Genomic DNA, 22,830 nt, shown 5'->3' with positions numbered 1-22,830 from the left:
GGTGCGTACAAGTCCTTGTTGGCTGTCTTTTATAAGCACCTGCCCAGCTTAAAGATTCCAATGACGGTCTGCCAGTATTTTGCTGTCTTCCGGGTCATGGCTGGCCAGCAGCATAGCCACGCCATGAGCTTTCTCCTCCAGAAGCATGCGGTGCAGTTCTGTGCGGGTGTCCGGGTCCAGGCCGGTCATCGGTTCGTCCAGCAACAATAAAGGCTGGCGGCGAAGGATGGCACGTATCAGGGCCACGCGCTGACGCTGACCTCCGGAAAGCTCTCCGGGGCGGCGCCTTCCGAAACCGGACAGGCCTGTGCGGGTCAATGCCTGGTCAATGGCCTGTTTTTGAAGGTCCGATAGCTGTAAACCGGGGTGCAGACCAAGCCCGATGTTGGTAAAAACATCAAGGTGTTCGAACAGGTTGTGCTCCTGGAAAACACTGGTCACCGGGCGTTGCCAGGGTTTGAGCGTGTGGATGGGATGACCCTGCCATAAGATTTCCCCGCGCTGAGGTTGCAGAAATCCGGCGATGAGCCCCAGCAGGGTTGATTTACCCGAACCACTGGCGCCCCGTATGGCCAGGCATTCGCCCGCGGTCACTGACAGGTTGAATTCCCAGGCTGGTGTCGGCCCGGAATAGCGGAACTGCAACTGCCTGACATCAAGCATGATCGGGCTCCGCTCCGGCCAGCATCTGGGGTTGCCCGCGGGGGCGTGGTGCCGGCCGGGAAACCCTGGTCAGCGTGGTAAAAATGGCCAGCAGACAGAGCAGTAACCAGAGCCCGGTACCGGCCGCATTGGCCACCTGATAGCTGCCCAGTTGCTGATAAAGCAGCATGGGTAGTGTAGGTTCGCCGGGGCTGCCGAACAGGGCGATGACCCCGAAATCACCCAATGACAGCGCCACCCCGTATGCGAGTGCCAGAGCCACCGGACGACGTAACCTGGGCCAGTAAAGCCAGCGCCAGCGATACCAGCCCAGAATGCCCAATTGATCTGCCTGTTGCAGGGTGCTTTTGTCCTGGTTGTTAAGCGGACCGCGTAATACCTGCAGCACGAACGGCACGGCCATCAGACCGTTGATGACCGAAACCAGCACCCATCCCTGAGCACTGTTGCCGAGGCTGGGCCGTAACAGAATGAACAGCCCGGTACCGAGTACCAGGGGCGGCACGACAAGCGGCAGATAGCCAGTAACGGATGGCAGGGTGCGTGTCAGTGGGCCTTGAGCCTTCTGACTGGCGGCAAGCGTCAGTAGCGCCAGTATAACGGCGCCGGCGCCGGCGGGCAGGGCGATCAGCAGGCTTCTGCCAGTGGCCGGAAGTAATTGCTGATATACCGGAGGCAAGCTGTGAACGGGCCACAAGGCTGGCAGGCCACGGACTACGATGGCAGCCAGAGGCGCGAGTAAAAACAGGGCGAATATACCCAGCAACAAGGCGTTGGCCAGCGCCAGTCCGGGCCACGTCTTCAGGGGCGCGGAAAAAGCGAAGCGACGATTGGGCAGCAGCGTGCTGTCGAGCCGGCTCCGGAACACCACAAGCCAGAGGCTGCCGCAAATAAGCAGTTGGATGATAGCCAACAAGGCGGCCTGGGCGAAATCGAACTCAAAACGCAACGCCTGGTAAATGGCCACTTCCAGTGTGGTTGAAGAGGGCCCGCCTCCGAGCGTCATGATAATGGCGAAGCTGGTAAAGCAAAGAGTGAACACTAGCGCTGACAGGCCGGGTAAGACCGGTTTCAGCGCCGGCCATTCCACGGCCCGCCATAGCCACCAGCCACGCAGGCCCAGCTGAGAAGCCATGCGCAGGCGCGGTTCTGGAAGGCTCTCCAGCGCCTGCAGCATGATCCGGCCAGCCAGGGGGGCGTTGAAGAAAACATGGGCTAGCACGATGCCGTTCAGCCCGTACAGGTTCCAGGAATGGCCGGGCGCAACGTGTTCGAGTAAGCCGGTAAACCAGCCCTGACGACCATAGACCGAAATAATGCCTGAAACTGCGACGATCGTGGGTAATACCAGACTCAGTTCCATCAGGCGCAGCAGCAGTGTCCTGCCGGGAAAATGCGGGTGGCGGGCCAGTGCCCGGGCAACGGCCAAAGCCAGCGCCAGGCTGAGTAAAACAGACAGGCCGGCCTGCCAGAGTGTGAAGGCGACCACGCCGCGCAAATAGCGACTGCCAAGCACGGATGACGGGTTAAGCTCCTCGGCTGCCGACAACAGACTGCCTAGTCCAAGTCCAGCCAATGCCACGAACGCAGCGGCGAGCAACAACCCGGGCCAAAGCTGCCAGCCCGGATGACTGAGCGGAGCCCGGAGTGGCGCAAACTCAGCGGGTGAGGGCATTCAACCACTCGTTAACCAGCTCCCGGCGCTGGTCGGCTACGGTTGCAGGTTCAATATAAAAAGTCTGTGCCGGCTCAATCAGGCGGTTAAACACCTGGGGCAATTCATCGCCCAGATCGATCGCCGGATACATCACGTTCTTCAATGGTATATGCCGCTGGAACGCCGGTGTGTGCATGAAATCAAGAAATTCCCGGGCTAGCTCCTGATGTTCAGAGCTCTTAACCAGTGCCGCCACTTCCACCTGTAGATAATGACCTTCTTCAAAGAGCGCTGCCTGGTAGCGGTCAGTCTTATCAATAGCCATGTGGTAAGCCGGCGACGTGCTGTAGGAAAGAATCATCGGTGCCTCGCCATTCATGAACAGCGAAAAGTAGCCATCGCTCCAGCTCTGGGTGGTGGTCAGAATTTTCCCGCTCAGCTGGCGCCACTTCGCTCCGGCCTGGTCGCCGTAAACCGCATGCATCCAAAGCAGGAGGCCCAGGCCTGGCGTACTGGTGCGGGGATCCTGGATGATGATTTTCAGGTCATCCGGGGCGTTTATCAGGGCTTCCAGGCTTTCCGGCGGGTTGGGCAGTTGTTCCGTGTCATAGACGAAGGCGAAATAACCCCAATCATAGGGAACGAAGATATTATCCTGCCAGTCGACGGGTAGCGACAGATTGTCCATCTTTCTGCTGTGAGGCGCCAACAGCCCGGTCTGCCGGGCCATTTCCATGGTACCGGTATCCAGACCAAGCACCACATCCGCCTGGCTGGACGAGCCTTCAAGCCGAAGGCGTTGGAGAATATCGCCGCCACTGTTCAGCACCGTGTAATTGAGGGTGCAGTCACACTGTTTCTCAAAAGCTTCCTTGACGGCCGGGCCGGGACCCCATTCGGCAGCGAAGGAAGGATGAGTGTAAACGTTCAGTTCCTGGGCGGCGCGGGCCTCGGATAACGTGAAGGAAACAGCAAGGGAAATCGCGGCGAGAACGGGCAAGCGCATGTGGTGACACCTTGATTAATGAGGGGGGAGCCAACCGCGGTGCCACAGGTGTGGTTACTCAATCCCTGCGCCGGTATGACCCGTGTCAGGTTCCGCGGGTATGGTCTCAGCCCGAATGCGGGCACCCCGTTGAGTTGGTAACAGTTTATCACAGGGTTGTTGTTGTGCAGAAATGCACCAGTAAGGCATATAAAACAAAAACTTGAAAAAAAGTATTGACGGCCACGGCGGAATCCGTAGAATACGCAGCCGTTGATGAGGCAACGCCTCGCAGCTTAGAGCGGGAATAGCTCAGTTGGTAGAGCACAACCTTGCCAAGGTTGGGGTCGCGAGTTCGAATCTCGTTTCCCGCTCCAATTTCCAAGTCTCTCACGCCCCCTGAGAGCAAAAGCCAGATCCAGGCTTACCCGGCGCGGTGGCAGAGTGGTTATGCAGCGGACTGCAACTCCGTGTACGCCGGTTCGATTCCGACCCGCGCCTCCAATTTTTCCTTTTCTTGCGTTCGATTCTCACCCTTCGGGATGACCTTCGATGCTTTTCTGCGTCCGTCTGATTCCCCTCTCGCAAGAGTTCCCCCAATCACAGGCTGATCATTAAACTGCTGTACCGCCTTACTCGTACAACCTTTTGAAAATTCGAGGGGTACGGATGATGGCAGATCAATTGGTAGACGACGTTGTTTTGCGAAAAGACGGGGCTGGCGACAGAAGCTCGCTGGTGAACCTGTATTTCCGGGAAGCCGGCAGGCACCCTCTTTTATCACCAGCCGAAGAGCGTCGTCTTTGCCGAAAACTGGCGTTTTGTTACCGAGTGATAGCGGCGGAAATCTCGATTGACTCGGCAGAAGACCTTAGCTTCAAGAAAACGGTAGCCGTCGCGCAACTTTCTCAGCGATTAACCTCCCGCAGCCGTCGAGCGATTTGTCTGGCCAATGCCTGTCGGACAAGGCTCATAGAGAGAAATCTGCGGCTGGCAGTGCATGGGGCGAAGCGTTTCAGTAAATCTGACGTGCCACTGTCTGATCTGATACAGGAAGCCAATATCGGGTTGATTAAAGCAGCGGACCGTTTTGTGCCGGCTAAAGGTTTTCGGTTCTCGACCTATGCTCACTGGTGGATCAACCAGGAGGTTCATTCTTGTGTTCAGCGAGGCATTCGCACGGTACATCTACCAGAGAACATCGGCGACGAATTGCGCAACCACCGTAAAATCGTCGCACAGCTGTACCAGACCAAAGGAAGGGAGCCGACACAAACCGAGGTCGCCGAAGTAACCGGCACCAATATATCGAGAATAGGGGAGCTGAGGGCGTTGATGGCCAATAACGTGTCGACCAACGCGGCGTTGATGGACGACAGTTCAGCTACGTTCGGAGACACGCTGGAAGCCAGTGAGGTCCTGACGCCTGAGTATCAATTGCTGACCCTGGATTTCCGCCAGAGCGTCAGAAATCTGCTCGGCTCGCTTTCGCTCAGGGAGAAAGAAGTAGTGTACCGCCGTTATGGCATAGAGACCCAGAAGGAAGAAACGCTTCAGCTCATTTCAGAGAGCCTCGGGATCAGCCGTGAGCGCGTTCGCCAGATCGAAAAAAATGCGCTTAAAAAAATCGCTGCTGTATACCGCCAATCTGCTTCAAGCCCGGACGGCTCCTCGAGTCGTCTTTCTGAGGAGAGTTACCACTAACGCAAAAAGGCAGCCGAAGCTGCCTTTTTCTAACATTGTTTGGCCTGTTTAATTACAGGGCAACAACGTTCTCTGCCTGAGGACCTTTCTGGCCGTCAGTCACGGTGAAGTTGACTTCCTGGCCTTCGGCCAGAGTCTTGAAGCCACCACCTTGAATAGCGCTGTAATGAACAAAAACGTCTGCACCGCCTTCACGAGTGATAAAGCCAAAGCCTTTTGCTTCGTTGAAGAACTTAACGGTACCGGTAACTGTAGACATAGTAATCTTTTCCTGAATTCAATCTTTTAAGTGCCGCCAGACATCAAGCGGATGCCGGGTCAGCGATATGCGGGAAACAAAAAACGGCGTGATCAAAAACAGGACGGTACACTACTGAATACAACAGGGATGCGTCTTATCGTTGACTGCTTTGCTAAATCTTTCCAACGGCGACCACAGTACGCTTGTTTGGAGAGAAAGCAAAGCTTTTTTTGTGTAGGTAGAAACATCCGGGGCTTCTTTTCCTTTTCCGGCAGCTTCAAGAGTGTCCAACGCCACGATTGCGCTAAGCTCCAAAATGGGGCAGGGTTACAGGTAGGTAACAAGGAGTGAGCAGGTGACACAAAAACAACACTTTACCGGCTTTTCCCAGTCTATTTATGATCTGATTACCCAGCGTGCACCGCTGGATGTGGTGCTGAGCGCCATCACCAGCGTCATGGAAAACGAGCTGCCCGACGCGCTGGTCTCCGTGATGTTGTACGTACCTGAAACTGAAACCCTTAATATGGTGGCGGGTAGCAGCTTCTCGGAAAGCTACCGCAAGGCCATGCAGGGTATTGGTATTGGCCCCAACCGTGGTGCTTGTGGCACGGCCGCCCATTATCGGGAGCTCACGGTTTGTGATGATATCGCCAATGACCGGCGCTGGGGAGGATTCCACGACATTTGCGCCCGTGAGGGGCTGGCTGCCTGCTGGTCTACACCACTGATTGATACGTCGGATAACCTGCTGGGAACCTTTGCCACTTATTACCGACAGAAACGCAAGCCCACCGAGCAGGAAATCAAGTTGATTCGCAGGGCCGCCAGCCTGGTGGTTCTGGCAATAAGCCACCAGCAGGAAGTCAGTCGTCGGGAAAGCACGGAAGAAAAGCTGCGGTTGCTGGACCAGCACGCCAGCCACGACCTTCTGACGGGGTTACCCAATCGCACATCCTTCGCGGCCCATCTGGCCCAGGCCTGTCAGGATTCCATTGGCAACAACCGCAAAGTGACGGTGTTGCATGTGGATCTGGATGACTTCAAACCAGTCAACAATTCCCTGGGTTACAGCGTGGGTGACCAACTGTTGATGTCGGTCGCCCGGCGGCTGCAGGAGACCATGGGTGATCGGGGATTGGTTGCCAGGCTGGGCGGCGATGAGTTTGCGGTACTGTTTGAAGACGTCAAAAGCGAACAGGAAGTGTCGGAATATGCCGAGCGTATTCTTGCGCACCTGTCCCGGCCGCTGGAACTGAACGGCAACAAGCTCCACATCAGCGCCAGCATTGGCATTGCCTCGCAGCATGCGCACCCCATGCGGGCAGAGGAGCTGCTTAGCTACGCCGATGCCGCCGTGCAGGACGCCAAGGCCCAGGGGCGTAACACATGGCATTGGTTTGAAGGCACCACCACGGTCGTCCATAACGAATACGTGACGCTTCGCCGGGAGCTGATGGAGGCCATCGAGCAGGAGCAGTTTGTTCTTTATTACCAGCCAATCGTAGCGGCGGATTCCGGGATTGTTCGGGGTATGGAAGCGCTTGTGCGCTGGCAGCACCCGGAACGGGGATTTGTCTCTCCGGGCGATTTTATTCCGCTGGCGGAACAGACCGGCCAGATCGTCGCCATCGGCCAATGGGTGCTGCACAGGGCATGCTCGGATCTGGCGGACTGGAACGCCCGCATGGACCGCAGAATGCCGGTGTCGGTGAACATTTCACCGCTGCAGTTCAGGCGTTACGGTTTTCTGGATGAAGTGCGGCGGGTGCTGGACATCACCGGCCTGGAACCAGAACTGCTGGAACTGGAAGTGACGGAAAATGTGCTGATGTCCGGTGCAGGTCAGGCCATCGAGACCCTGCGGGAGATCCGGAAGCTGGGCGTCAAGGTGTCAATCGATGATTTTGGCACGGGCTATTCCAGTCTTCGTTACCTGCGTCAGTTGCCCATAAACAAGGTGAAGCTGGACCGTAGTTTTATCATGGATATTACTGAGAACTCTGACAACGCGGCCATTGTTCAGGGGGTTATTACCATGGCTCATCACCTGGGCCTGATTGTGGTGGGTGAGGGCGTTGAAACGGCCGAGCAGGCGGCAGACCTCCGCCATCGCGAGTGTGATCTTCTGCAGGGCTTCCTGTTTTCACGACCCGTACCCTTCGATCAGTTGGACCTGAGCGGATCGATCAACCGCTGATTCAGCTCGCGCCAGCGCTCAAGTTCGCTGGCGTCACCAACGCGAGCGTGTTCACCGGTTGATTTATTGTGCCATAACCCTTCACCGTTAAAGCTGTAAACCGGTGAGAGATCAGTGCGTTGGGACGCTGGTTGAATGCTGTTGATCAGGTTGTCCAGAATCAGCGGCTCGGAGGATGGTGTCCGGTACCATGCCAGCACCATGTGTGGCTGGTTCAGGCTTTCGGAGGTTACGTAAACGATCCGCATTTGTTCGTCCGGCACGTTCATGGCTCGTAAGGTCAGGTACTTGGCAATGGCGAAATCTTCACAGTCACCACCGTTGGTGCTTAGTAACTCGACCGGGGTTGCCCAGTAATCCTCCTCTCCCCAATGATCAATGTCATCGACGAATTCTGCGCGGTTAAAGAAGCGGTTCACCAGTTGCAGCCGCCGGTCGAGCGGTGCGTTCTGTGCCAGATTGTGCAGGCGCTGCCAGTCTTCGAGGCGCTGTTGGGCCGCCGCACCATAATTGTTTCTTACCCATTCGAGCAGCCGGCCATCCAGTTCGAAAGCCGTGGCCAAACTGGTGCAAAACAGCAAAACCATGACTGGCAGGTAGCGAGCTGATCGGTGTGGGAACGGAGTCATCGAGGAGCCTCAGGGGCGATCCTGCAGCTGTTCCCTTAATTGCTGCAGGCGTTGATGAACTTCCTCGCGCCGGGTTTGGTCGCCGGTGGAAACGCCCTGCGCAGACGGACTGGTGTCAACAAGGGGAGCATCGTTTGAGTTGTTCGTGTTCGAAACGGTTTCCGGCGTCAGGCCCTGCTGGTTATCCGTTTCCGGAAAAAGCAGGTTTTCCAGCACGCCATCGCGTTCGATGATGACCCGGTTGGGCAACACGGCTTTCAGCCGGGCATTGCCTGGCAGGGTATCGCCCACCAGGTATGCCTCGGTCTTGCCTGTTTGGTCTTCCACAAGGGCACTGCCGGGGAATGTTCCGTCAGCGGCCAGCGCGCCCCGCAGAGTCAGGCGCAGATTGGTGGAGGGCAGATTGGCCGTCTCGGTGGGCGAAGCGGTCAGTTGCGGCGATACCGGAGCACCAAACAGTTCGAGGTCTGCAAGCCTGGTTGCAGGCGCGGTGTTGATGGCTAAGGGCGTGTTCGCAACGGTTACCGACTCTGTGGCAACAACGTTCTCTTCTTGTTGCCAGAATTGATACACCTGCCAGATCGTTGTCGTTAACATGCCCGCCAAGGCCATGGCAGCCAGCAAGGTGGGCAGTCTTTGATGGTCGAAGGTTGGCATTCTCGCCCCTCAACAGGACACCAATTTGAGGCGGCCTGGTTGTGTTACATGCGTCTGCGCTGTTCGCATTATAGTGCACCGAGTCATACGTTGGTCTGAGTTTTCTGTGCTACTTTAAATTGTGAGGTTGTTCCCGTTCCCTGACTCTGGATGAGGCTCTTTTGAGCCCAGTGAGGGGCATTATGCGTGCCGAGTCCCACACAGAAACGCAGGATGCGTTGCCTGGCCGCTTGCCTTTTTCCTTCGCCAAACGAAACGGCGTCATTTTAACCCGCAATGAAGACGGCAATGTCGTGATCCTCGTTCGCCCCGGTGCAACCCATGCAGCCCTGGCTGAGGCCAACCGGGTAAGTGGCGGCCGGGCGCATTTCTCGACAATCCCGGCCGGGCAGTTTGACCAGGCGCTTAACGAGGCCTACCAGAGCGATTCCACCGAAACCATGCAAATGGTCGAGGGGATCGGTGATGAAATGGACCTTGCCTCATTGGCTGATTCCGTTCCCGAGACCGAAGACCTGCTGGAACAGGAAGACGACGCACCGATCATCCGGCTGATCAACGCCATCCTGACCGAGGCGGTGAAAACCGGCGCCTCGGATATACACATTGAAACCTACGAAAAACAGCTGATTGTCAGGTTCCGGATTGACGGCGTTTTGCGGGAAGTAGTTCAGCCCAAGCGTGAACTGGCGCCACTGCTGGTGTCGCGCATCAAGGTCATGGCCAGGATGGATATTGCGGAAAAGCGCATTCCCCAGGACGGCCGGATTGCCCTGAGGGTAGCGGGCAGGGAAGTTGATATCCGGGTATCGACCATGCCGTCATCAAGCGGCGAGAGGGTGGTCCTGCGTCTGCTGGATAAACAGGCGGGCGCAATCCGGCTGGAATCCCTTGGCATGACGGGACAGGATCTGGCCACGATACGTAAACTGATCTATCGTCCATACGGTATTCTGCTGGTCACCGGCCCCACCGGCTCCGGGAAATCCACCACGCTTTATGCTTCGCTACAGGAAATCAACGATCGCAGCCGGAACATACTCACTGTCGAAGACCCCATTGAATACAACCTGCCCGGCATTGGCCAGACCCAGGTGAACACCAAGGTGGACATGACCTTTGCCCGTGGGCTGAGGGCGATTCTGCGTCAGGACCCGGATGTGGTGATGATTGGCGAAATCCGGGATCTGGAAACCGCCGAGATAGCGGTCCAGGCCAGCCTGACCGGTCACCTGGTGCTTTCCACCCTGCACACCAACAGTGCCGTGGGTGCTATCACGCGTCTGATGGACATGGGCATTGAGCCATTCCTGATTTCCTCGTCCCTGGTGGGTATTGTGGCCCAGCGACTGGTGCGGGTGTTATGCGCCGATTGCCGCCAACCCTACACCCCTGACGCGGAGCACTGCGAGTTTCTGCAGCAACCTCCGGACACCCCGCCAACCATCTTTAAAGCCCGGGGGTGCGAGCGTTGTAACCAATTGGGCTACCGGGGGCGTATCGGCATATACGAGGTGGTTGAGGTGAACGACGACATCAGTCACCTGATCCACAAACGGGCCGGTGAACTGGATCTGGAGCGGGAAGCACGCCGCTACAGTCCAAGTATTCACGCCGACGGTGTGCGGAAAATTCTCGATGGTGTGACCACCATTGAAGAAGTCCTGCGTGTCACACACCGGAGCCCGTGACATGCCTGCTTATGAGTACAAGGCGCTGGATGCCCGTGGCAAGCAGAAGCAGGGCGTTATGGAAGCCGATGCGCCAAGGGCCGTTCGCCAGTTGCTCCGGGATAGAGGGCTTATTCCCCTGACTGTGGCGCCAACGACTGAACAACATTTACGCTCCGGCAGCCTGCTGAGCCGCCCGGGCGCTTTGAGCACGCCGGATCTCGCACTGGTGACCCGCCAACTGGCAACGCTGATTCAGGCCGGTATTCCCATTGAGCAGGCCCTGAGTGCTGCCGCCCGACAAACCGAAAAGCCCCGTATACGGAGCATGCTGATTGCGATCCGGGCGAAGGTGATGGAAGGCTACACTCTGGCCGACAGTCTGGCGGAATTTCCTCGCGCCTTTCCTCGTTTGTACCGCTCCACAGTGTCAGCAGGTGAACACGCCGGCCATCTTGATCTGGTCCTTAACCGGCTGGCCGATTACACGGAAGCCAGGCAGGAAGCCCGGCAGAAAATCCAGTTGGCGGCGATTTATCCGGCCATTCTCAGCGTGGTCGCCGTTGCCATTGTCGTGTTTCTGCTTACCTACGTGGTGCCGGACATCATTGAAGTGTTTCTCAGGCAGGGCCAGGAATTGCCAGTGCTGACACGAGCCATGCTGGTGCTTTCGGACTTCCTGGCCGATTGGGGGCTGTATTTCCTGGCGGCCCTGATTGCCGGATTGCTGGCCTTTCGCCTGGCTATGAACAAGCCTGGTTTCAGGCTTCTGTTTCATAAACAGTTACTGCACCTGCCTTTGCTCAAAGGCATGATACGAGGAATCAGCACGGCCCGTTATGCCAGTACGCTCAGCATTCTGACCACAAGTGGCGTACCGCTGGTTGAGGCCATGCGCATTGCCGGCGAAGTGCTGGCTAATGACTACCTGCGACAGCAGTTGAGAGAAGCAGCACGCAAAGTCAGCGAAGGTGGATCATTACACCGCGCACTGGACCAGACCGGTTACTTTCCACCGATGATGCTTCACATGATCGCCAGTGGCGAAACCAGCGGCGAGCTGGACCAGATGCTTGAGCGTACCGCCCGCATGCAGGAAAACACCCTGCAGTCGAAAATTGCTGCCATTGTCGGGCTGTTTGAGCCAGTGATGCTGTTGGTGATGGGAGTGGTGGTGCTGGTCATCGTACTGGCCATCATGCTGCCAATTCTGAATATGAGCAATCTGGTGGGTTAATGCCCGCCGCACCGGAGATCACCCTGAAGGACCAAAACCAATGAAGAGCAAAACGATGAACAGTACCCTCAACGTTAATCCCACACACGGCCGGGGCTTCACCCTGATCGAGATCATGGTGGTGATGGTGATTCTGGGCCTGTTGGTAGCGGTGGTCGCCCCCAATATCATGGGCCGCAGCGATCAGGCCCGGGTCACGGTCGCGGAAACCCAATTGAGCAACATCGCCAACGCCCTGGACCTTTACCGTCTGGACAATAGCCATTATCCCTCCACCCAGCAGGGCCTGGAAGCACTGGTCAGCAAGCCTGGTGGCTCGCCGGAACCCAAAAACTGGAATGCCGACGGTTACATGGAAAGTGTGCCGGAAGATCCCTGGGGCAACGAGTATCAGTACGTAAGCCCCGGTGTGGAAGGTCCGTATGACCTGTACTCCTATGGCGCTGATGGCCAGGAAGGCGGTGAAGGCGATGATGCCGATATCAGCGTTTGGGATACCGGGAAGTAATTCGTTGTGAAGCACCGCCAGCAGTTGACCGGCTTCACGTTGATTGAAATTCTCGTGGTGCTGGTTCTCGCCGGATTGTTGGCCGCACTGACCATGGCCAACCTGGCTGGCGGCTCGCAGCAACGGGAACTGCGCGAACGGGTCCGGGAACTGTATCTGTTGATGCAAACCGCCTCTGAGCAGGCCGTTCTGAACAACCGGGAATATGGCCTCGTGCTTGGAGAAAACGGATATCGGTTTGTTGCGTTCGAGAACGAGACGCGAGACTGGGCCGCGTATTCCGAACGCTTATTCCGGCCCCGCAGTTTTCCGGACTGGCTGGTACTGACTGCGTATCTTGAAAACGACTTGCCCAGGCTGGCGATGGATAATGATAAAACCCTGCGCCCGGACATAGTGTTTTATTCCAGCGGCGAAACGACGCCATTTGAGCTGGAATTTACCCTGGCAGACTCATCAGAGCCGCCGTTGGTGGTCGCCGCTGACGGTATCTCCATACAGTGGCGGGGCCCCGGTACGGAGGACAACGCATGGTGAGCCACGAAATCCTGCCCACCGTTCGACGAAGGCACAGCGGTTTCACCCTGCTGGAAGTAATGGTGGCATTGCTGGTATTTGGACTGATAGCCACCGCTGCTGCCGAAGTGGGTGGCAATTACATCGGTAGTTTCGAGCGAATACGTGATAAAACCCTGGCCAGTTGGCTGGCGGACAACCAGATTAACGAGCTGCGCTTGCAACAGGGGTTGCCAGCGGTTTCCCAAAACACCAGGGACGTGGACTACGGCCGCTATCGATGGCAGGTGACCACCCGTATCAGCGCCACACCGGAGCCCGGCATACGCCGGGTGGACGTCACCGTGGCCAGATATCGGAATGACCGTCCGGAGCCGGCGTCCATTCATACTCTGTCCGCGTTTCTCGGGGCCTCGTCGTGATGTGCCCCTGCAAGCAACTGGGATTCACCCTGATGGAGGTGCTCGTTGCCGTGGCCATCACCGCCGTGATCGGGCTTGGTGCATGGCAGGTGATCAGCAGCGTGGTCAACTCCCGGGAACGGGTTGACCAGGTGGCCGGGCAATTTGACGGATTGCAAACAGCCATGTTGCTGCTCGAACGCGACCTTGCCCAGATTGTTAACCGGCCCGTGCGGGATACGTACGGCGATGTCCAGCCTGCGCTGACCACCCGGGAAGAAGGTTTTGCGTTGATCCTGACCCGCCAGGGCTGGCGCAACCCTCTGGGCTTGCGTCGCAGTGACCTTCAACGGGCCGGCTGGGAGTACACCGGCAATGAGCTGAGCCGGCACTACTGGCCGATGGTTGATCAGGGCCAGGAGGAACAGGGCAGGGCCGTCGTGTTACTGAATCAGGTAACAGCCTTTGAGATCAGGTTTCTGGATTCCGGAGGCAGAGAGTACCAGCAATGGCCGAAAGACGGAGTAGTGGCCGGCCAGCTGCCGGGAGGAAGACCGGATACACCCCTGCCTCTCGGGATTGAAGTCACTCTGGAACACGAACAATTCGGAGCCATAACAAGGACGTTCGCGTTGCCGGACTTCCATAGACGACGAGGCCAATGATGTCGGCGCGCAATAGCCAACAGGGGGTGGCGCTGATCATGGTGCTGTTAGCCATGGCACTGGTGGTGATGTTGGCTGCTGGAATGGTGCGCCAGCAAAGCCTGCAGGTGTTCAAGGCCGGCCATTACCTGGCCCAGCAGCAAGGCTACAGCATCGCGCTGGGGGCAGAGGCTTTTGCCCGGCAGGTACTGAAGCGTGATTTTGAGGAAGACCGGGAAAGCGGGGTCATGGCCGACAGTCTGGATGAGTTCTGGGCCATGCGCTCGGCGGTGTTGCCGCTGGATGAAAACGGCGTTGCCGAAGTGCAGATTGACGGCCTTGGCGGGCGGCTGAACCTCAATGATCTGGTGTCGGCCCGTGGTGAGGTGGACAGCCTGGCCAGAGGCCGGTTTGAGCGCTTGCTGCAGGTTCTGGGCATCACCGGTCTCAGGGTGGATGCTCTCATTGACTGGATTGATGAGAACGACGAGCCATTGAGTAGCTATGGTGCGGAGGACGGTACCTATCTGATGGCGCAGCCATCGTTTCGCGCGGCTAATCAACCGTTTGTATCGGTTACCGAGTTACGGCTGATCGAGGGAATGACCGAAGTCTATTACCAGCAGTTACTTCCTCATGTCACAGCCCTGCCCGACACCGGTATCGGCATCAATGTGAACACCGCCACCGGGCCGGTGTTGCAGTCCTTACATGAAAACCTGACCGAAGCTGCTGCCACGACTATTATTGCAAAACGAGAAGAAAGCCGGTTCGAAGACATTCGTGCTTTTCTTTCCCTTCCCGAACTGTCCGGCACAGGATTGTCGGCGACCGGGTTAACCCTGCAAACCCGTTTTTTTGACGTGGTTTCGCGCATTACCTACGACGACCGGGTTGTTAATCTGGTCAGCCGGGTGTTTCGCAGCGCCGAGGGGGAGGTACGGACTGTACACCGCGACTCCGGGCAGAAAAATCGGATTACCAGGGAGCCCTATATTTTCTCAGGGGAATAACCATGTCTTACCGCCTTTATGTCCGGCCTCTGTCAGGCATAGCCGACAACGATGAGCCCCGTTTCAGCTGGGTGCTGCAGGATGCCTCCGGCGCGGTCCGGGCCAGCGGAGAATCCGATAGCCGGCAGGCCATCGAGCGGGTTCTCGCGCAAAATGCCCTGGAAAATGCAGGCCTGGTTGGCCTGGTGCCGGCGGAGGAGACCAGTTTCTGTCTTGCCGATATTCCAGCCAGGCAGAGCCGCCTGATCGTTCAGGCCTTGCCCTATGCGGTGGAAGAGCAGGTCGCCCAGGATGTTGAAACACTGCACCTGGCTTTAGGGCAGCACACCGGTGCAGGTTTTCAGGTGTGTGCGATTGACCGGGCCCGCATGAGTCATTGGCAAGCCCTGTTCTCTGGCTGGCATCATGCGCCGCTGGTATCCATTTACCCGGATGCGGCCCTGTTGCCCAGGCCTGAACGTGGCTGGATCTTCTGCCTCGACGGTTCCCGGGTACTTATGCTGAGTGCCACCGGGGAGTGGCTGGCTCTGACCATCGACAATCTGCCCCTCTTTGGCCATACGCTGTCAGAGCCCACGGCAGACAGCGTGGCGACGGAGGTGCCAGTGCACCTGTATGCCGGCGAGCAGGCCCGGGGTCGTTATGGCAAGGCGATCGAAGCCTTATCTCGATTAACCGAATGCCTGCGGATCATGGAGAAACCTCTTTCCACCCCGGTCACCGACTTTCTCGCCTGGTCCTGTTTCCAGCAACAGTGCCAGCCCATTGACCTATGCCAGGGTAAGTATTCGGTCAGTACCAGCGGCGCCAACACCTTATCCCGCTGGAAGCCTTTGTTGGCAGTGGTTGCGGTCTGGTTTGCCGTACAGGTTGCACTTGAAATCGGCATGGGGGCTTATCAGCTGACTCAGTCCAGACAATTACAAGAGCAGGCTATGGCTGTTTATCGCGATGTTTTCCCCGACGATACCCGTACCCACGCTGGCAATGTGCGCCGGGTTGTTCAGGGACAGCTCAGAGCTATGCAGAATGAGGCCCCGGGGACCGGGTTTCTGACATTGCTTCATCACACGGGCGATCAACTCAACCGGCTGCCGGATTCGGGGTCCGTCATCTTCAACAGCATCAACTACAGCCGTAACCGTGGCGAGCTGGTGGTTGATCTTACCGCCGACAGTTATGAGGGCATGAGTCGACTGAGAAACGGCCTGGGTGAAACCGGTCTGCAGGCGGAAATCGGCTCGGTGGTGAACGAAGCGGGTGGTGCACGCGGGCGTCTGACTGTCTCGGGAGGTCAGTAATTATGTGGGCCCAACTAAAAAAGCATCCGGCTATCGGCCAATTGCTGGCACGCTACGACCAGTTGTCCGCCAGGGACCGACAAGCTTTGTCAGTTCTGGCAATCGCCCTGTTGCTGGCGGCTTTGTACTTCATGGTTTGGCGGCCAGCTGCCCAATTTCAAGAACAGGCAGCCGCGCAGCATAAAAGCGCCCGTGAACTTCTGGCGTGGATGCAGTCCAACCAACCGGCGATCCGTTCCCTGGCAGCCGGTGACGCCTTCCAAACCAATGGCAGCACGGATAAACCAGCCGATGGCCGCGCGTTAATGGCTCTGGTGAACCGGACTGCCCGGGAGTCTGAGCTGGCGCTGCAGCGCTTTGAGCCCGGTGGAGACAACAGTGTCCGGCTCTGGCTGGATTCCGCACCCTTCGCGGAGGTGGCTGCCTGGCTTGAACAGTTGTTTGACGAGTATGGCGTGGTGATTGACCAGGCAACCATGGACCGGACCGACGAGCCCGGGGTAGTATCGGTGCGATTAACGTTAACTATTTGATTTACCAACGGCGCCGCTTAATCTACGCGCATCATCATTCATGAATAAAAGGGAGTCACTGTGTCTGACAACTTTGATTACGATCTGATTGTGATTGGTGCCGGCTCCGGAGGAGTGCGGCTGGCCAGAATGTCTGCCCAGCGTGGCGCACGTGTCGCGGTAGTGGAATCCCGGCATCTTGGTGGTACCTGTGTCAACGTCGGCTGTGTGCCGAAAAAACTGTTTGTCTATGGCGCCCATGTTCATGAAGAGCTGGAAGACGCCGCGGGTTATGGTTGGCAGATACCGGTCGATGATGTCAGCTTTGACTGGCCGACACTGGTCTCCAACAAAAACGCGGAAATTGAGCGTTTGAACGGCATTTACGGCCGTCTGCTTGCCAATGCAGGCGTGGATATCATCGAAGGCACTGCCAGCCTGGACGACCCGAACACGGTCCGGGTCGGGGATACAACCTATTCAAGCGAGCGGATCACCGTGGCCACTGGTAGTTGGCCTGTGATACCCGACATCCCTGGCAGAGAGCACCTGCTTACCTCTAACGAGATGTTTTATCTGCCGCAATTGCCACGCCACGCCACAGTCTGGGGCGGCGGGTATATCGCGGTTGAATTTGCCGGCATTCTGGCGGGGCTGGGCGTTGAAACCACGTTACTGTACCGGGGGGATCTGTTCCTTCGGGGCTTTGATGACGACATTCGCCGCTTTACCGAACAGGAAATGCGGAAGAAAGGGGTTGACCTGCGCTTCAACGTCACCATCGAATCGGTCGAACAGGCAGACAGGGGTTACCAGGCCAAGCTGAATAATGGCGATACACTGGAAACCGGCCTGATCATGGCCGCAACCGGCCGCCGCGCGTTGGTGGATGGCCTGGGCCTGACCGATCTGGGGGTTGAGCTGAATGCCTCCGGGCATGTCCAGGTGGATGACTATTTCCAGACTGCGGTGCCTTCCATCTACGCCCTGGGCGATGTCATCGGCACCCCGCAGCTGACGCCGGTGGCGCTGGCCCAGGCGATGGTGTTGTCACGGCGCTTGTACGGCGATGGCCAGGGGGAGATGGACTACAGTGCCATTCCCACGGCCGTGTTTTGCCAGCCCAATATTGGCACCGTCGGCTTGACCGAGCAGGAGGCCAAAGACGCCGGACACTCGTTGAAGATCTACCGTTCGGAATTCCGGCCCATGAAATACACCCTCAGCGGCCGGGACGAACGTAGCCTGATGAAACTGGTGGTCGACAAGAACACCGATCAGGTTCTCGGTGCCCACATGGTCGGCCCGGATGCCGGAGAGATTACCCAGGGTCTGGCGGTGGCTATCAAGGCCGGTGCAACCAAGGCCCAGTTTGATGCCACACTGGGTATTCACCCGACCTCGGCCGAGGAGTTTGTCACCATGCGAGAACCGGTGGCCTAACCCGCAGGCGCCCGCCCGGCGATTGCGGGTGGGCGTTTGCCCGTTGTTTTACCGCTCCTTGGAATCGACCGTTTCAGCCATTGCTAGCCGAAACGGCAACTCGAAACAGATAGATGAGCCCCCGGTTTCTTCCACCCCAACTTTCACGTGCCCGCCCATAAGTTCCACCAGTTTCTGTACGACTACCAACCCCATGCTGCCAGTGGCCGGCAGCGGAGCTTGCCCACTTTCAGGGTCCAACTGCGTGGACATCAGCCCTGAGCCTGAATCAACAACGGTACAGTTCAGCAATACCTGATCCGGATCCAGGGACGAGAGGTGAGCACGAACGTTAATAAAACCATCACCGGATACCACAACGGCACTTTCAATCAAACTGGCGAGCACCTGTCGTACCCTTGGGCCATCCCCCGCCACAATCAGGGTTTCTGGCCAGGCCCCGGGAAACTGAAGTTCCAGCACGGTTCCCTGTTGTTCAGCACTTAACCGGAACGACGCAACACAGTTTTCAATCACCTTTCTGAGGTCGAAGGTGTGGTTGCCTGGCAGGTAAGGGCCGTCATCCATGCTGGCATAATCCAGCAGGTCGGAAATCACCATTAGCAAGTCTTCCGTGGATTGGCGAACGGTTTTCAAGTAGTGACTTTGCCGGGCTGATAATGGTTCCTGAGTGGTTGCGTCCAGGGCGCCAAGCACACCCCGCAACGGCGTCCGTAGCTCGTTGCTCATGGCTGCCAGGAACTCGGATTTGATCAGATTGGCCTGCTCCGCCTTCTGGCGGGCCGTGTCAGACGCTGCCAGCGTTTTCACCCGTTCCTGCTCCATGTGGGCCAGATGGAGCGCCAGTTTGTTCAGCTTTTGTTGAATGGCAACCACTTCGCTGGCGTTCCCGCCCACCGCAACCGGGTAAGTCTTGTAATTGCCTTCGATCAGATGGGACACGCGCCGGGCAAGTTTTCGAATGGGACCAAGCAGTTTGGACAGAAAACTACGGACCATCAAAAGGGTGAAGAGCAGTACCACGCCGCCAACAGTTACAGACGACCAGAGAATCTGTTGCTGGCGAGCCTCCAGCAATCGGGGGTTGACTGCCACTTCCACGGTACCGACCCTCAGCGCACCGGAACTGCCACCCCAACTACCACTAAGCAAATCACCGCCACCAACATCCACCGGCTCCTGCAGTATGTCGGCGCGGTACGTCTGAAAATGCTCCGATTGCGGCCCGGATGCGCCCTGGTTCTGCCGTACCAGGCTCAGCTCATCGCCAACCACATCGGTAACCCGGATCCAGGCAGCGTCACTGCGCTGCAAAGACTGCTCGAGAGTCGCGTCGAGTGTGTTGGTGTTGCCGGAAACCACCGCGTATTCCAGTGCCGGTGCCAGGCTGTCGGCCAGCAATTGACCGGAACGGGCCAGCTCGGTGCGGGCGTCGTCCAGCCGGGCCGAGGTAAAGAAAATCATCAGGGCGAAAAACATTACCACGGCCGGGAACGCTCCCAGCATCAATAAACGTGCTGAAAGAGACATACCGGGTTTGCTGGAACGGAGAGTCATTCAGAAGCCTCCCGGTTTTCCTTTAGCAGCTCATCAACACGATTACTGATCCAGTCACGATCGGGCAGGGGAATGTTCAGCGATCGGGCTACCTGTTCGTTGACCTCGACACTGAATGTGTCCGGATACTCCGAAGAGGCGAATTCGCCTTCCGCCCAGAAGTACTGGATGTGAGCGGTTGCCTGCTCGGCAAGTACCACGAACGGCGTGTAACCGGACGCCAGGGCACCTGCTTTCACATAACCCTGGCTCGGGCCGATCAGAATGGTGTTGCGGCGATAGGCGGTCAGCAGAATGGGTTTGATGTTACGGGCGTTGTAGATGCGATCATCCCGCGCGGCGAGCAGAAAATCCCCGTAACCCAGTGCCCGGTTGAGGGTGGGTATCAACTGGTCTTCGGTATCTGCAATGAATACCCGGGCTTCCATGCCGTAATCCGGTAATTCATCGAGCAGGGTGTCATACAGCGTGGCCGTTTGTGTTGTGGCCAACAGGGCGATTTTCCGGGCCTGGGGCAGAATCGCCTTTCCGGTCAGTGCCTGGCGCACAAGCGGAACATCGTAGTACACCGCACCGATCTGCCCGGGCGCCCGCTCGACATATTCATCAATGAAGGATTTGTCGACCAGCAGGGCCAGGATGTTGGCTTTGGGGTTAGCCTGCCACGCCCGGGAAAAGGCCGACGGGCCAATGGTGATAATCAGTTCGGAGTTGTCGCCGGGCGGCTCATCCTGGGCTGGCCAGCTGTCGGGAGAAAGTCGTTCAAGGGTGATTGGGCCTTGCAGGCGCCCCCTGATCAACCGCAAAAGGTGTTCATCCAGAGCGCCGTTGCCCGAGCCGACCACCGGAACGACTACCTGCTCGCTGTATTGTGCCTGGGAATATGCCGGGGCGGGTGCCATCAGCATAAGACTCAGTAGCCAGACAAAAAGGCCTGGTATACTGGTATCCAGGCGCTGCGCTAACCGAGTATGAAAACCAGCGAGAAATGTCATACCGTCCTGGCTATTCCTTCCATTGGTTTGCCAAATCCATAATCTCAGAATTTCAGGCTGGCTTCTATGAAATACTGGTTATGATCCTCGATGATGTTATCCGAGCTTAGTTCAACTTCCCGGTTCAGGTAATGCTGCATGACAAACGCCAGCTCGGCGTTGTAACGGGGGGCAAAGAACTGTTTGCTCAGGCGAACGTCGATACGTTCGAACTGCTCCTGCTTGCGATTGAACTCGTCTGCCCAGTAGAAAGCGGTCGCGCCCTTCAGGTTCCACCGCAGGTCCTGAATGACCGCCAGGCTGCCGGAGTGGCGGACCGACATGCGCTCGAGAGTATCGCTTTCGTCACTGAGGATTCCCGTATACCAGGTGTCTTGGTCGAGGTAGGCATAACTGGCTCGCAGCGTGGTTCCGGGAAATTCAGCGGAACCTTCGACTTCGACGCCTTTCTGATCAATGTTGTATTCGTTCTCCAGAGACCATTCTTTAAGCTGGATAATGCCCCCGATCATGTCGCGCATCCGGTCCTTGAAACCACGCACTTCCAGAGACAGCAAAGCTTCATCCATAGCGTGCTGAATGAAATAACTTATTTCATAGGAGGTTATGCGTTCTTCTTCAAGTTCTTTGTCACTGGTGTCCAGGCCGGTATCCCCGGCTTCATCGATGGTGATGCGGGTATCTTCAAGATCGGCATACTCGGCAGGTCGAACATTTCTCAGGGTATAGCCGTAGTCCGAGTCCTGCTCGAAAGCATCCGGCGTGCGCACGGCCTGGGAGAACACAAAGCGCAGGGCCTGCTGGTCGGTCAGCTGAAAGTTGGCGGCGACCCGGGGCGAAAAATAGTCTTCACCCGTGGTGCTGGTACGCTCCCAGTTGCCGCCGGCGTTAAAGGTGAGCCAGCGCCAGGGGGAATATTCCAGGTTACCGAAAACCCGGGACTGGTAAATCTCCTCACGACCGTTAAAGAATGTATCCGACCGCAGGATATCCTTGCGAAACCCGGTGCCGGTAACCAGTTTCAGGTCTTCACTGAACAGGAGCGTATCCTGCAGTTCCAGTTCGATGCGTGTGTCTTCGTAGCTGTCGCTAATGTCCGCGAAAAAGACCTCCGGATCCCCGTCGGGAAAGCAGATGTCGTCGCCTTGGCTATCCTCCGCGTAAAGAGCCGTGCCATTGTCGAGACAGTCGACAGCTGCGTGTCCCCACGCAATCCCGTAATCCTGCCTGCGCTTGTAGTTTTCCACCGCCGCCTGAACGTGGAAAAAATGGTTCTGTGACAGCTGATAATTCAGCTTCGCCTGCAGATGGTAATCCCGCAGATCGATATCCGGGTTTTCATTGGCTTCCAGGGAGCCACCTTTGTCCTGGTCCCGCTCATCAACGCCATCGACGACCCCGGCCCTTAATTCAAGGTTCGCGTTGTTGTCCAGGTACAGCCGTGAATCCCAGTTGAAACTGTTGATGTCCTTGCCATCGTGGAAGTCTTCGCCATCATCGTTGGTATCGAAGCCATCAAACCGGCGCTTTTCGTAGTTCAGTCGCCAGTCCATTGCCTCGCCGGTGCCGCCGACCGAGCCGAAGGCGCGGCGGTAGCCTCGGGAACCGCTGCCGACGTAGGTTTCGACACCGGCGGTATCGGCCGGATCCCGGGTAATGATGTTAATGGTCCCCAGAAAGGCATTAATGCCATAAGCGGCGGAATTGGGCCCGCGGGCCACTTCAATCCGTTCGATCATCTCCAGGGGCACCGGCATGGTTTTCCAGTCCATGTCCGAAAGGGTCACCCGGTGGGCGGTACGTCCGTCCACCAGTACCTGCATGCGCCGTTGCTCGTAGTGACTGGTGCCATGGTAAGTGACAGAGGGTTGATGGCTGCCGACAAAGTTGACCGTCATGCCCGGCACCAGTCGGAACACTTCATACAGGTGCATCAGGCCGAGGTCACGGATGGTCTCGCCCTCGATTACCGTGGTGCTGCCCGGTACGCGGGTTTTGGGTTGGCGCAGGCGCGTGGTGGTCAGCACCTCCGGAATATCCCCGCCCAGCACGGGTAGCTGGCTGTCAAAATCGGGAACGGACGTTGATGAGGAATCGGTGTTTGCCCAGGTGGCGGCTGAACAGGCCAGAAGGGCCGGCAGCAGATAAACACGTGTCGGCTTACAGCGCCGGATTGCCTTGGGGTAATTCGTATTGGTCATGGGACTCGGTCTATAATCGGACAGCGGAGTTGCCTGTATTCGATCTGCACCTAAGGATAGAGCAGGTGGCTTGGTTTGTCGTTAACAAATACATCT

Annotated in this window: 21 protein-coding genes, 2 tRNA genes and 1 riboswitch; of the genes, 14 read left to right on the top strand and 9 right to left on the bottom strand. The window is 57.4% G+C overall.

What is annotated here, in order from left to right; all coding sequences use genetic code 11:
- Positions 1 to 48: 48 nt before the first annotated feature.
- The 3 genes from BMZ63_RS11260 to thiB are packed head-to-tail and all read right to left on the bottom strand — an operon-like array spanning position 49 to position 3,326.
- Positions 49 to 663, bottom strand: a complete 615-nt coding sequence (locus BMZ63_RS11260; RefSeq protein ID WP_091705566.1) for a thiamine ABC transporter ATP-binding protein — start codon at positions 661 to 663, stop codon at positions 49 to 51.
- Positions 656 to 2,338 carry a thiamine/thiamine pyrophosphate ABC transporter permease gene (thiP, locus tag BMZ63_RS11255; protein WP_091705564.1) on the bottom strand — a complete coding sequence of 561 codons (1,683 nt, stop codon included), beginning with the start codon at positions 2,336 to 2,338 and terminating at the stop codon, positions 656 to 658. Before thiP ends, BMZ63_RS11260 begins: the two co-directional genes overlap by 8 nt.
- Positions 2,322 to 3,326, bottom strand: a complete 1,005-nt coding sequence (gene thiB, locus BMZ63_RS11250) for a thiamine ABC transporter substrate binding subunit (RefSeq protein WP_091705563.1) — start codon at positions 3,324 to 3,326, stop codon at positions 2,322 to 2,324. The genes thiP and thiB overlap by 17 nt, the downstream gene beginning before the upstream one ends.
- Before the next feature lie 45 nt (positions 3,327 to 3,371).
- Positions 3,372 to 3,465: riboswitch (TPP riboswitch) on the bottom strand.
- Positions 3,466 to 3,606: 141 nt separating this feature from the next.
- On the opposite strand from thiB, the gene BMZ63_RS11245 reads away from it, so the two are divergent.
- The 3 genes from BMZ63_RS11245 (at position 3,607) to BMZ63_RS11235 (ending at position 5,009) form a co-directional block, all read left to right on the top strand.
- A tRNA-Gly gene (locus tag BMZ63_RS11245) sits at positions 3,607 to 3,682 on the top strand.
- Between the two features lie 53 nt (positions 3,683 to 3,735).
- Positions 3,736 to 3,809 (top strand) — tRNA-Cys (locus BMZ63_RS11240).
- Between the two features lie 165 nt (positions 3,810 to 3,974).
- Positions 3,975 to 5,009 (top strand): sigma-70 family RNA polymerase sigma factor, encoded by a 1,035-nt coding sequence (locus BMZ63_RS11235; RefSeq protein WP_227663561.1) that lies wholly within the window; start codon positions 3,975 to 3,977, stop codon positions 5,007 to 5,009.
- A 52-nt stretch (positions 5,010 to 5,061) separates the two neighbouring features.
- On the opposite strand, the gene BMZ63_RS11230 is transcribed toward BMZ63_RS11235, so the two are convergent.
- Positions 5,062 to 5,268 (bottom strand): cold-shock protein, encoded by a 207-nt coding sequence (locus BMZ63_RS11230; protein ID WP_091705561.1) that lies wholly within the window; start codon positions 5,266 to 5,268, stop codon positions 5,062 to 5,064.
- Between the two features lie 337 nt (positions 5,269 to 5,605).
- Between BMZ63_RS11230 and BMZ63_RS11225 the strand changes: the two genes are divergently transcribed.
- On the top strand, positions 5,606 to 7,450 hold the full coding sequence (locus BMZ63_RS11225) for a bifunctional diguanylate cyclase/phosphodiesterase (protein ID WP_227663560.1): 1,845 nt from the start codon (positions 5,606 to 5,608) through the stop codon (positions 7,448 to 7,450).
- On the opposite strand, the gene BMZ63_RS11220 is transcribed toward BMZ63_RS11225, so the two are convergent.
- Both BMZ63_RS11220 and BMZ63_RS11215 read right to left on the bottom strand, forming a co-directional pair.
- Positions 7,417 to 8,079 (bottom strand): transglutaminase-like cysteine peptidase, encoded by a 663-nt coding sequence (locus BMZ63_RS11220; RefSeq protein WP_091705559.1) that lies wholly within the window; start codon positions 8,077 to 8,079, stop codon positions 7,417 to 7,419. The two genes, BMZ63_RS11225 and BMZ63_RS11220, sit on opposite strands and share 34 nt — an antisense overlap.
- Before the next feature lie 9 nt (positions 8,080 to 8,088).
- Positions 8,089 to 8,703 carry a type II secretion system protein N gene (locus tag BMZ63_RS11215; RefSeq protein WP_227663559.1) on the bottom strand — a complete coding sequence of 205 codons (615 nt, stop codon included), beginning with the start codon at positions 8,701 to 8,703 and terminating at the stop codon, positions 8,089 to 8,091.
- A gap of 215 nt (positions 8,704 to 8,918) precedes the next feature.
- On the opposite strand from BMZ63_RS11215, the gene gspE reads away from it, so the two are divergent.
- The 10 genes from gspE to gorA are packed head-to-tail and all read left to right on the top strand — an operon-like array spanning position 8,919 to position 17,981.
- Positions 8,919 to 10,427 carry a type II secretion system ATPase GspE gene (gspE, locus tag BMZ63_RS11210; protein WP_091705555.1) on the top strand — a complete coding sequence of 503 codons (1,509 nt, stop codon included), beginning with the start codon at positions 8,919 to 8,921 and terminating at the stop codon, positions 10,425 to 10,427.
- Position 10,428: 1 nt separating this feature from the next.
- A complete protein-coding gene (gspF, locus tag BMZ63_RS11205) occupies positions 10,429 to 11,643 on the top strand; it encodes a type II secretion system inner membrane protein GspF (RefSeq protein ID WP_091705554.1) in 1,215 nt (404 codons plus the stop codon).
- 40 nt (positions 11,644 to 11,683) lie between these two features.
- Complete coding sequence (gspG, locus tag BMZ63_RS11200; RefSeq protein ID WP_280522346.1) at positions 11,684 to 12,151, top strand: type II secretion system major pseudopilin GspG; 468 nt, start codon at positions 11,684 to 11,686, stop codon at positions 12,149 to 12,151.
- 6 nt (positions 12,152 to 12,157) lie between these two features.
- Positions 12,158 to 12,688 (top strand): type II secretion system minor pseudopilin GspH, encoded by a 531-nt coding sequence (gspH, locus tag BMZ63_RS11195; RefSeq protein ID WP_091705552.1) that lies wholly within the window; start codon positions 12,158 to 12,160, stop codon positions 12,686 to 12,688.
- Positions 12,682 to 13,089: a type II secretion system minor pseudopilin GspI gene (gene gspI, locus BMZ63_RS11190; protein WP_091705551.1), complete on the top strand. Its 408-nt coding sequence runs from the start codon at positions 12,682 to 12,684 to the stop codon at positions 13,087 to 13,089. The genes gspH and gspI overlap by 7 nt, the downstream gene beginning before the upstream one ends.
- Positions 13,089 to 13,733, top strand: coding sequence for a type II secretion system minor pseudopilin GspJ (gene gspJ, locus BMZ63_RS11185; RefSeq protein ID WP_091705549.1), 645 nt, complete (start codon positions 13,089 to 13,091; stop codon positions 13,731 to 13,733). Before gspI ends, gspJ begins: the two co-directional genes overlap by 1 nt.
- Positions 13,733 to 14,725, top strand: a complete 993-nt coding sequence (gene gspK / locus BMZ63_RS11180; protein WP_227663558.1) for a type II secretion system minor pseudopilin GspK — start codon at positions 13,733 to 13,735, stop codon at positions 14,723 to 14,725. Before gspJ ends, gspK begins: the two co-directional genes overlap by 1 nt.
- A gap of 2 nt (positions 14,726 to 14,727) precedes the next feature.
- Positions 14,728 to 16,026 carry a type II secretion system protein GspL gene (gene gspL, locus BMZ63_RS11175; RefSeq protein WP_091705548.1) on the top strand — a complete coding sequence of 433 codons (1,299 nt, stop codon included), beginning with the start codon at positions 14,728 to 14,730 and terminating at the stop codon, positions 16,024 to 16,026.
- Positions 16,027 to 16,028: 2 nt separating this feature from the next.
- Positions 16,029 to 16,559 (top strand): type II secretion system protein GspM, encoded by a 531-nt coding sequence (gene gspM / locus BMZ63_RS11170; protein ID WP_091705546.1) that lies wholly within the window; start codon positions 16,029 to 16,031, stop codon positions 16,557 to 16,559.
- Between the two features lie 60 nt (positions 16,560 to 16,619).
- On the top strand, positions 16,620 to 17,981 hold the full coding sequence (gene gorA / locus BMZ63_RS11165; RefSeq protein ID WP_091705544.1) for a glutathione-disulfide reductase: 1,362 nt from the start codon (positions 16,620 to 16,622) through the stop codon (positions 17,979 to 17,981).
- A 48-nt stretch (positions 17,982 to 18,029) separates the two neighbouring features.
- On the opposite strand, the gene BMZ63_RS11160 is transcribed toward gorA, so the two are convergent.
- The 3 genes from BMZ63_RS11160 to BMZ63_RS11150 all read right to left on the bottom strand — a co-directional run bounded on the left by BMZ63_RS11160 (position 18,030) and on the right by BMZ63_RS11150 (position 22,734).
- Positions 18,030 to 19,538 (bottom strand): sensor histidine kinase, encoded by a 1,509-nt coding sequence (locus BMZ63_RS11160; RefSeq protein WP_091705542.1) that lies wholly within the window; start codon positions 19,536 to 19,538, stop codon positions 18,030 to 18,032.
- Positions 19,535 to 20,446, bottom strand: a complete 912-nt coding sequence (locus tag BMZ63_RS11155; RefSeq protein WP_227663557.1) for an ABC transporter substrate-binding protein — start codon at positions 20,444 to 20,446, stop codon at positions 19,535 to 19,537. Before BMZ63_RS11155 ends, BMZ63_RS11160 begins: the two co-directional genes overlap by 4 nt.
- A gap of 131 nt (positions 20,447 to 20,577) precedes the next feature.
- Complete coding sequence (locus tag BMZ63_RS11150) at positions 20,578 to 22,734, bottom strand: TonB-dependent receptor plug domain-containing protein (RefSeq protein ID WP_091705540.1); 2,157 nt, start codon at positions 22,732 to 22,734, stop codon at positions 20,578 to 20,580.
- Between the last annotated feature and the right edge of the window lie 96 nt (positions 22,735 to 22,830).

It is taken from the genome of Marinobacter persicus (genome assembly GCF_900114155.1).
Classification (GTDB): Bacteria; Pseudomonadota; Gammaproteobacteria; order Pseudomonadales; family Oleiphilaceae; genus Marinobacter; species Marinobacter persicus.
The sequence above is the reverse complement of the archived record's forward strand: the minus strand, read 5'-3'. Positions and strand labels throughout refer to the sequence as shown.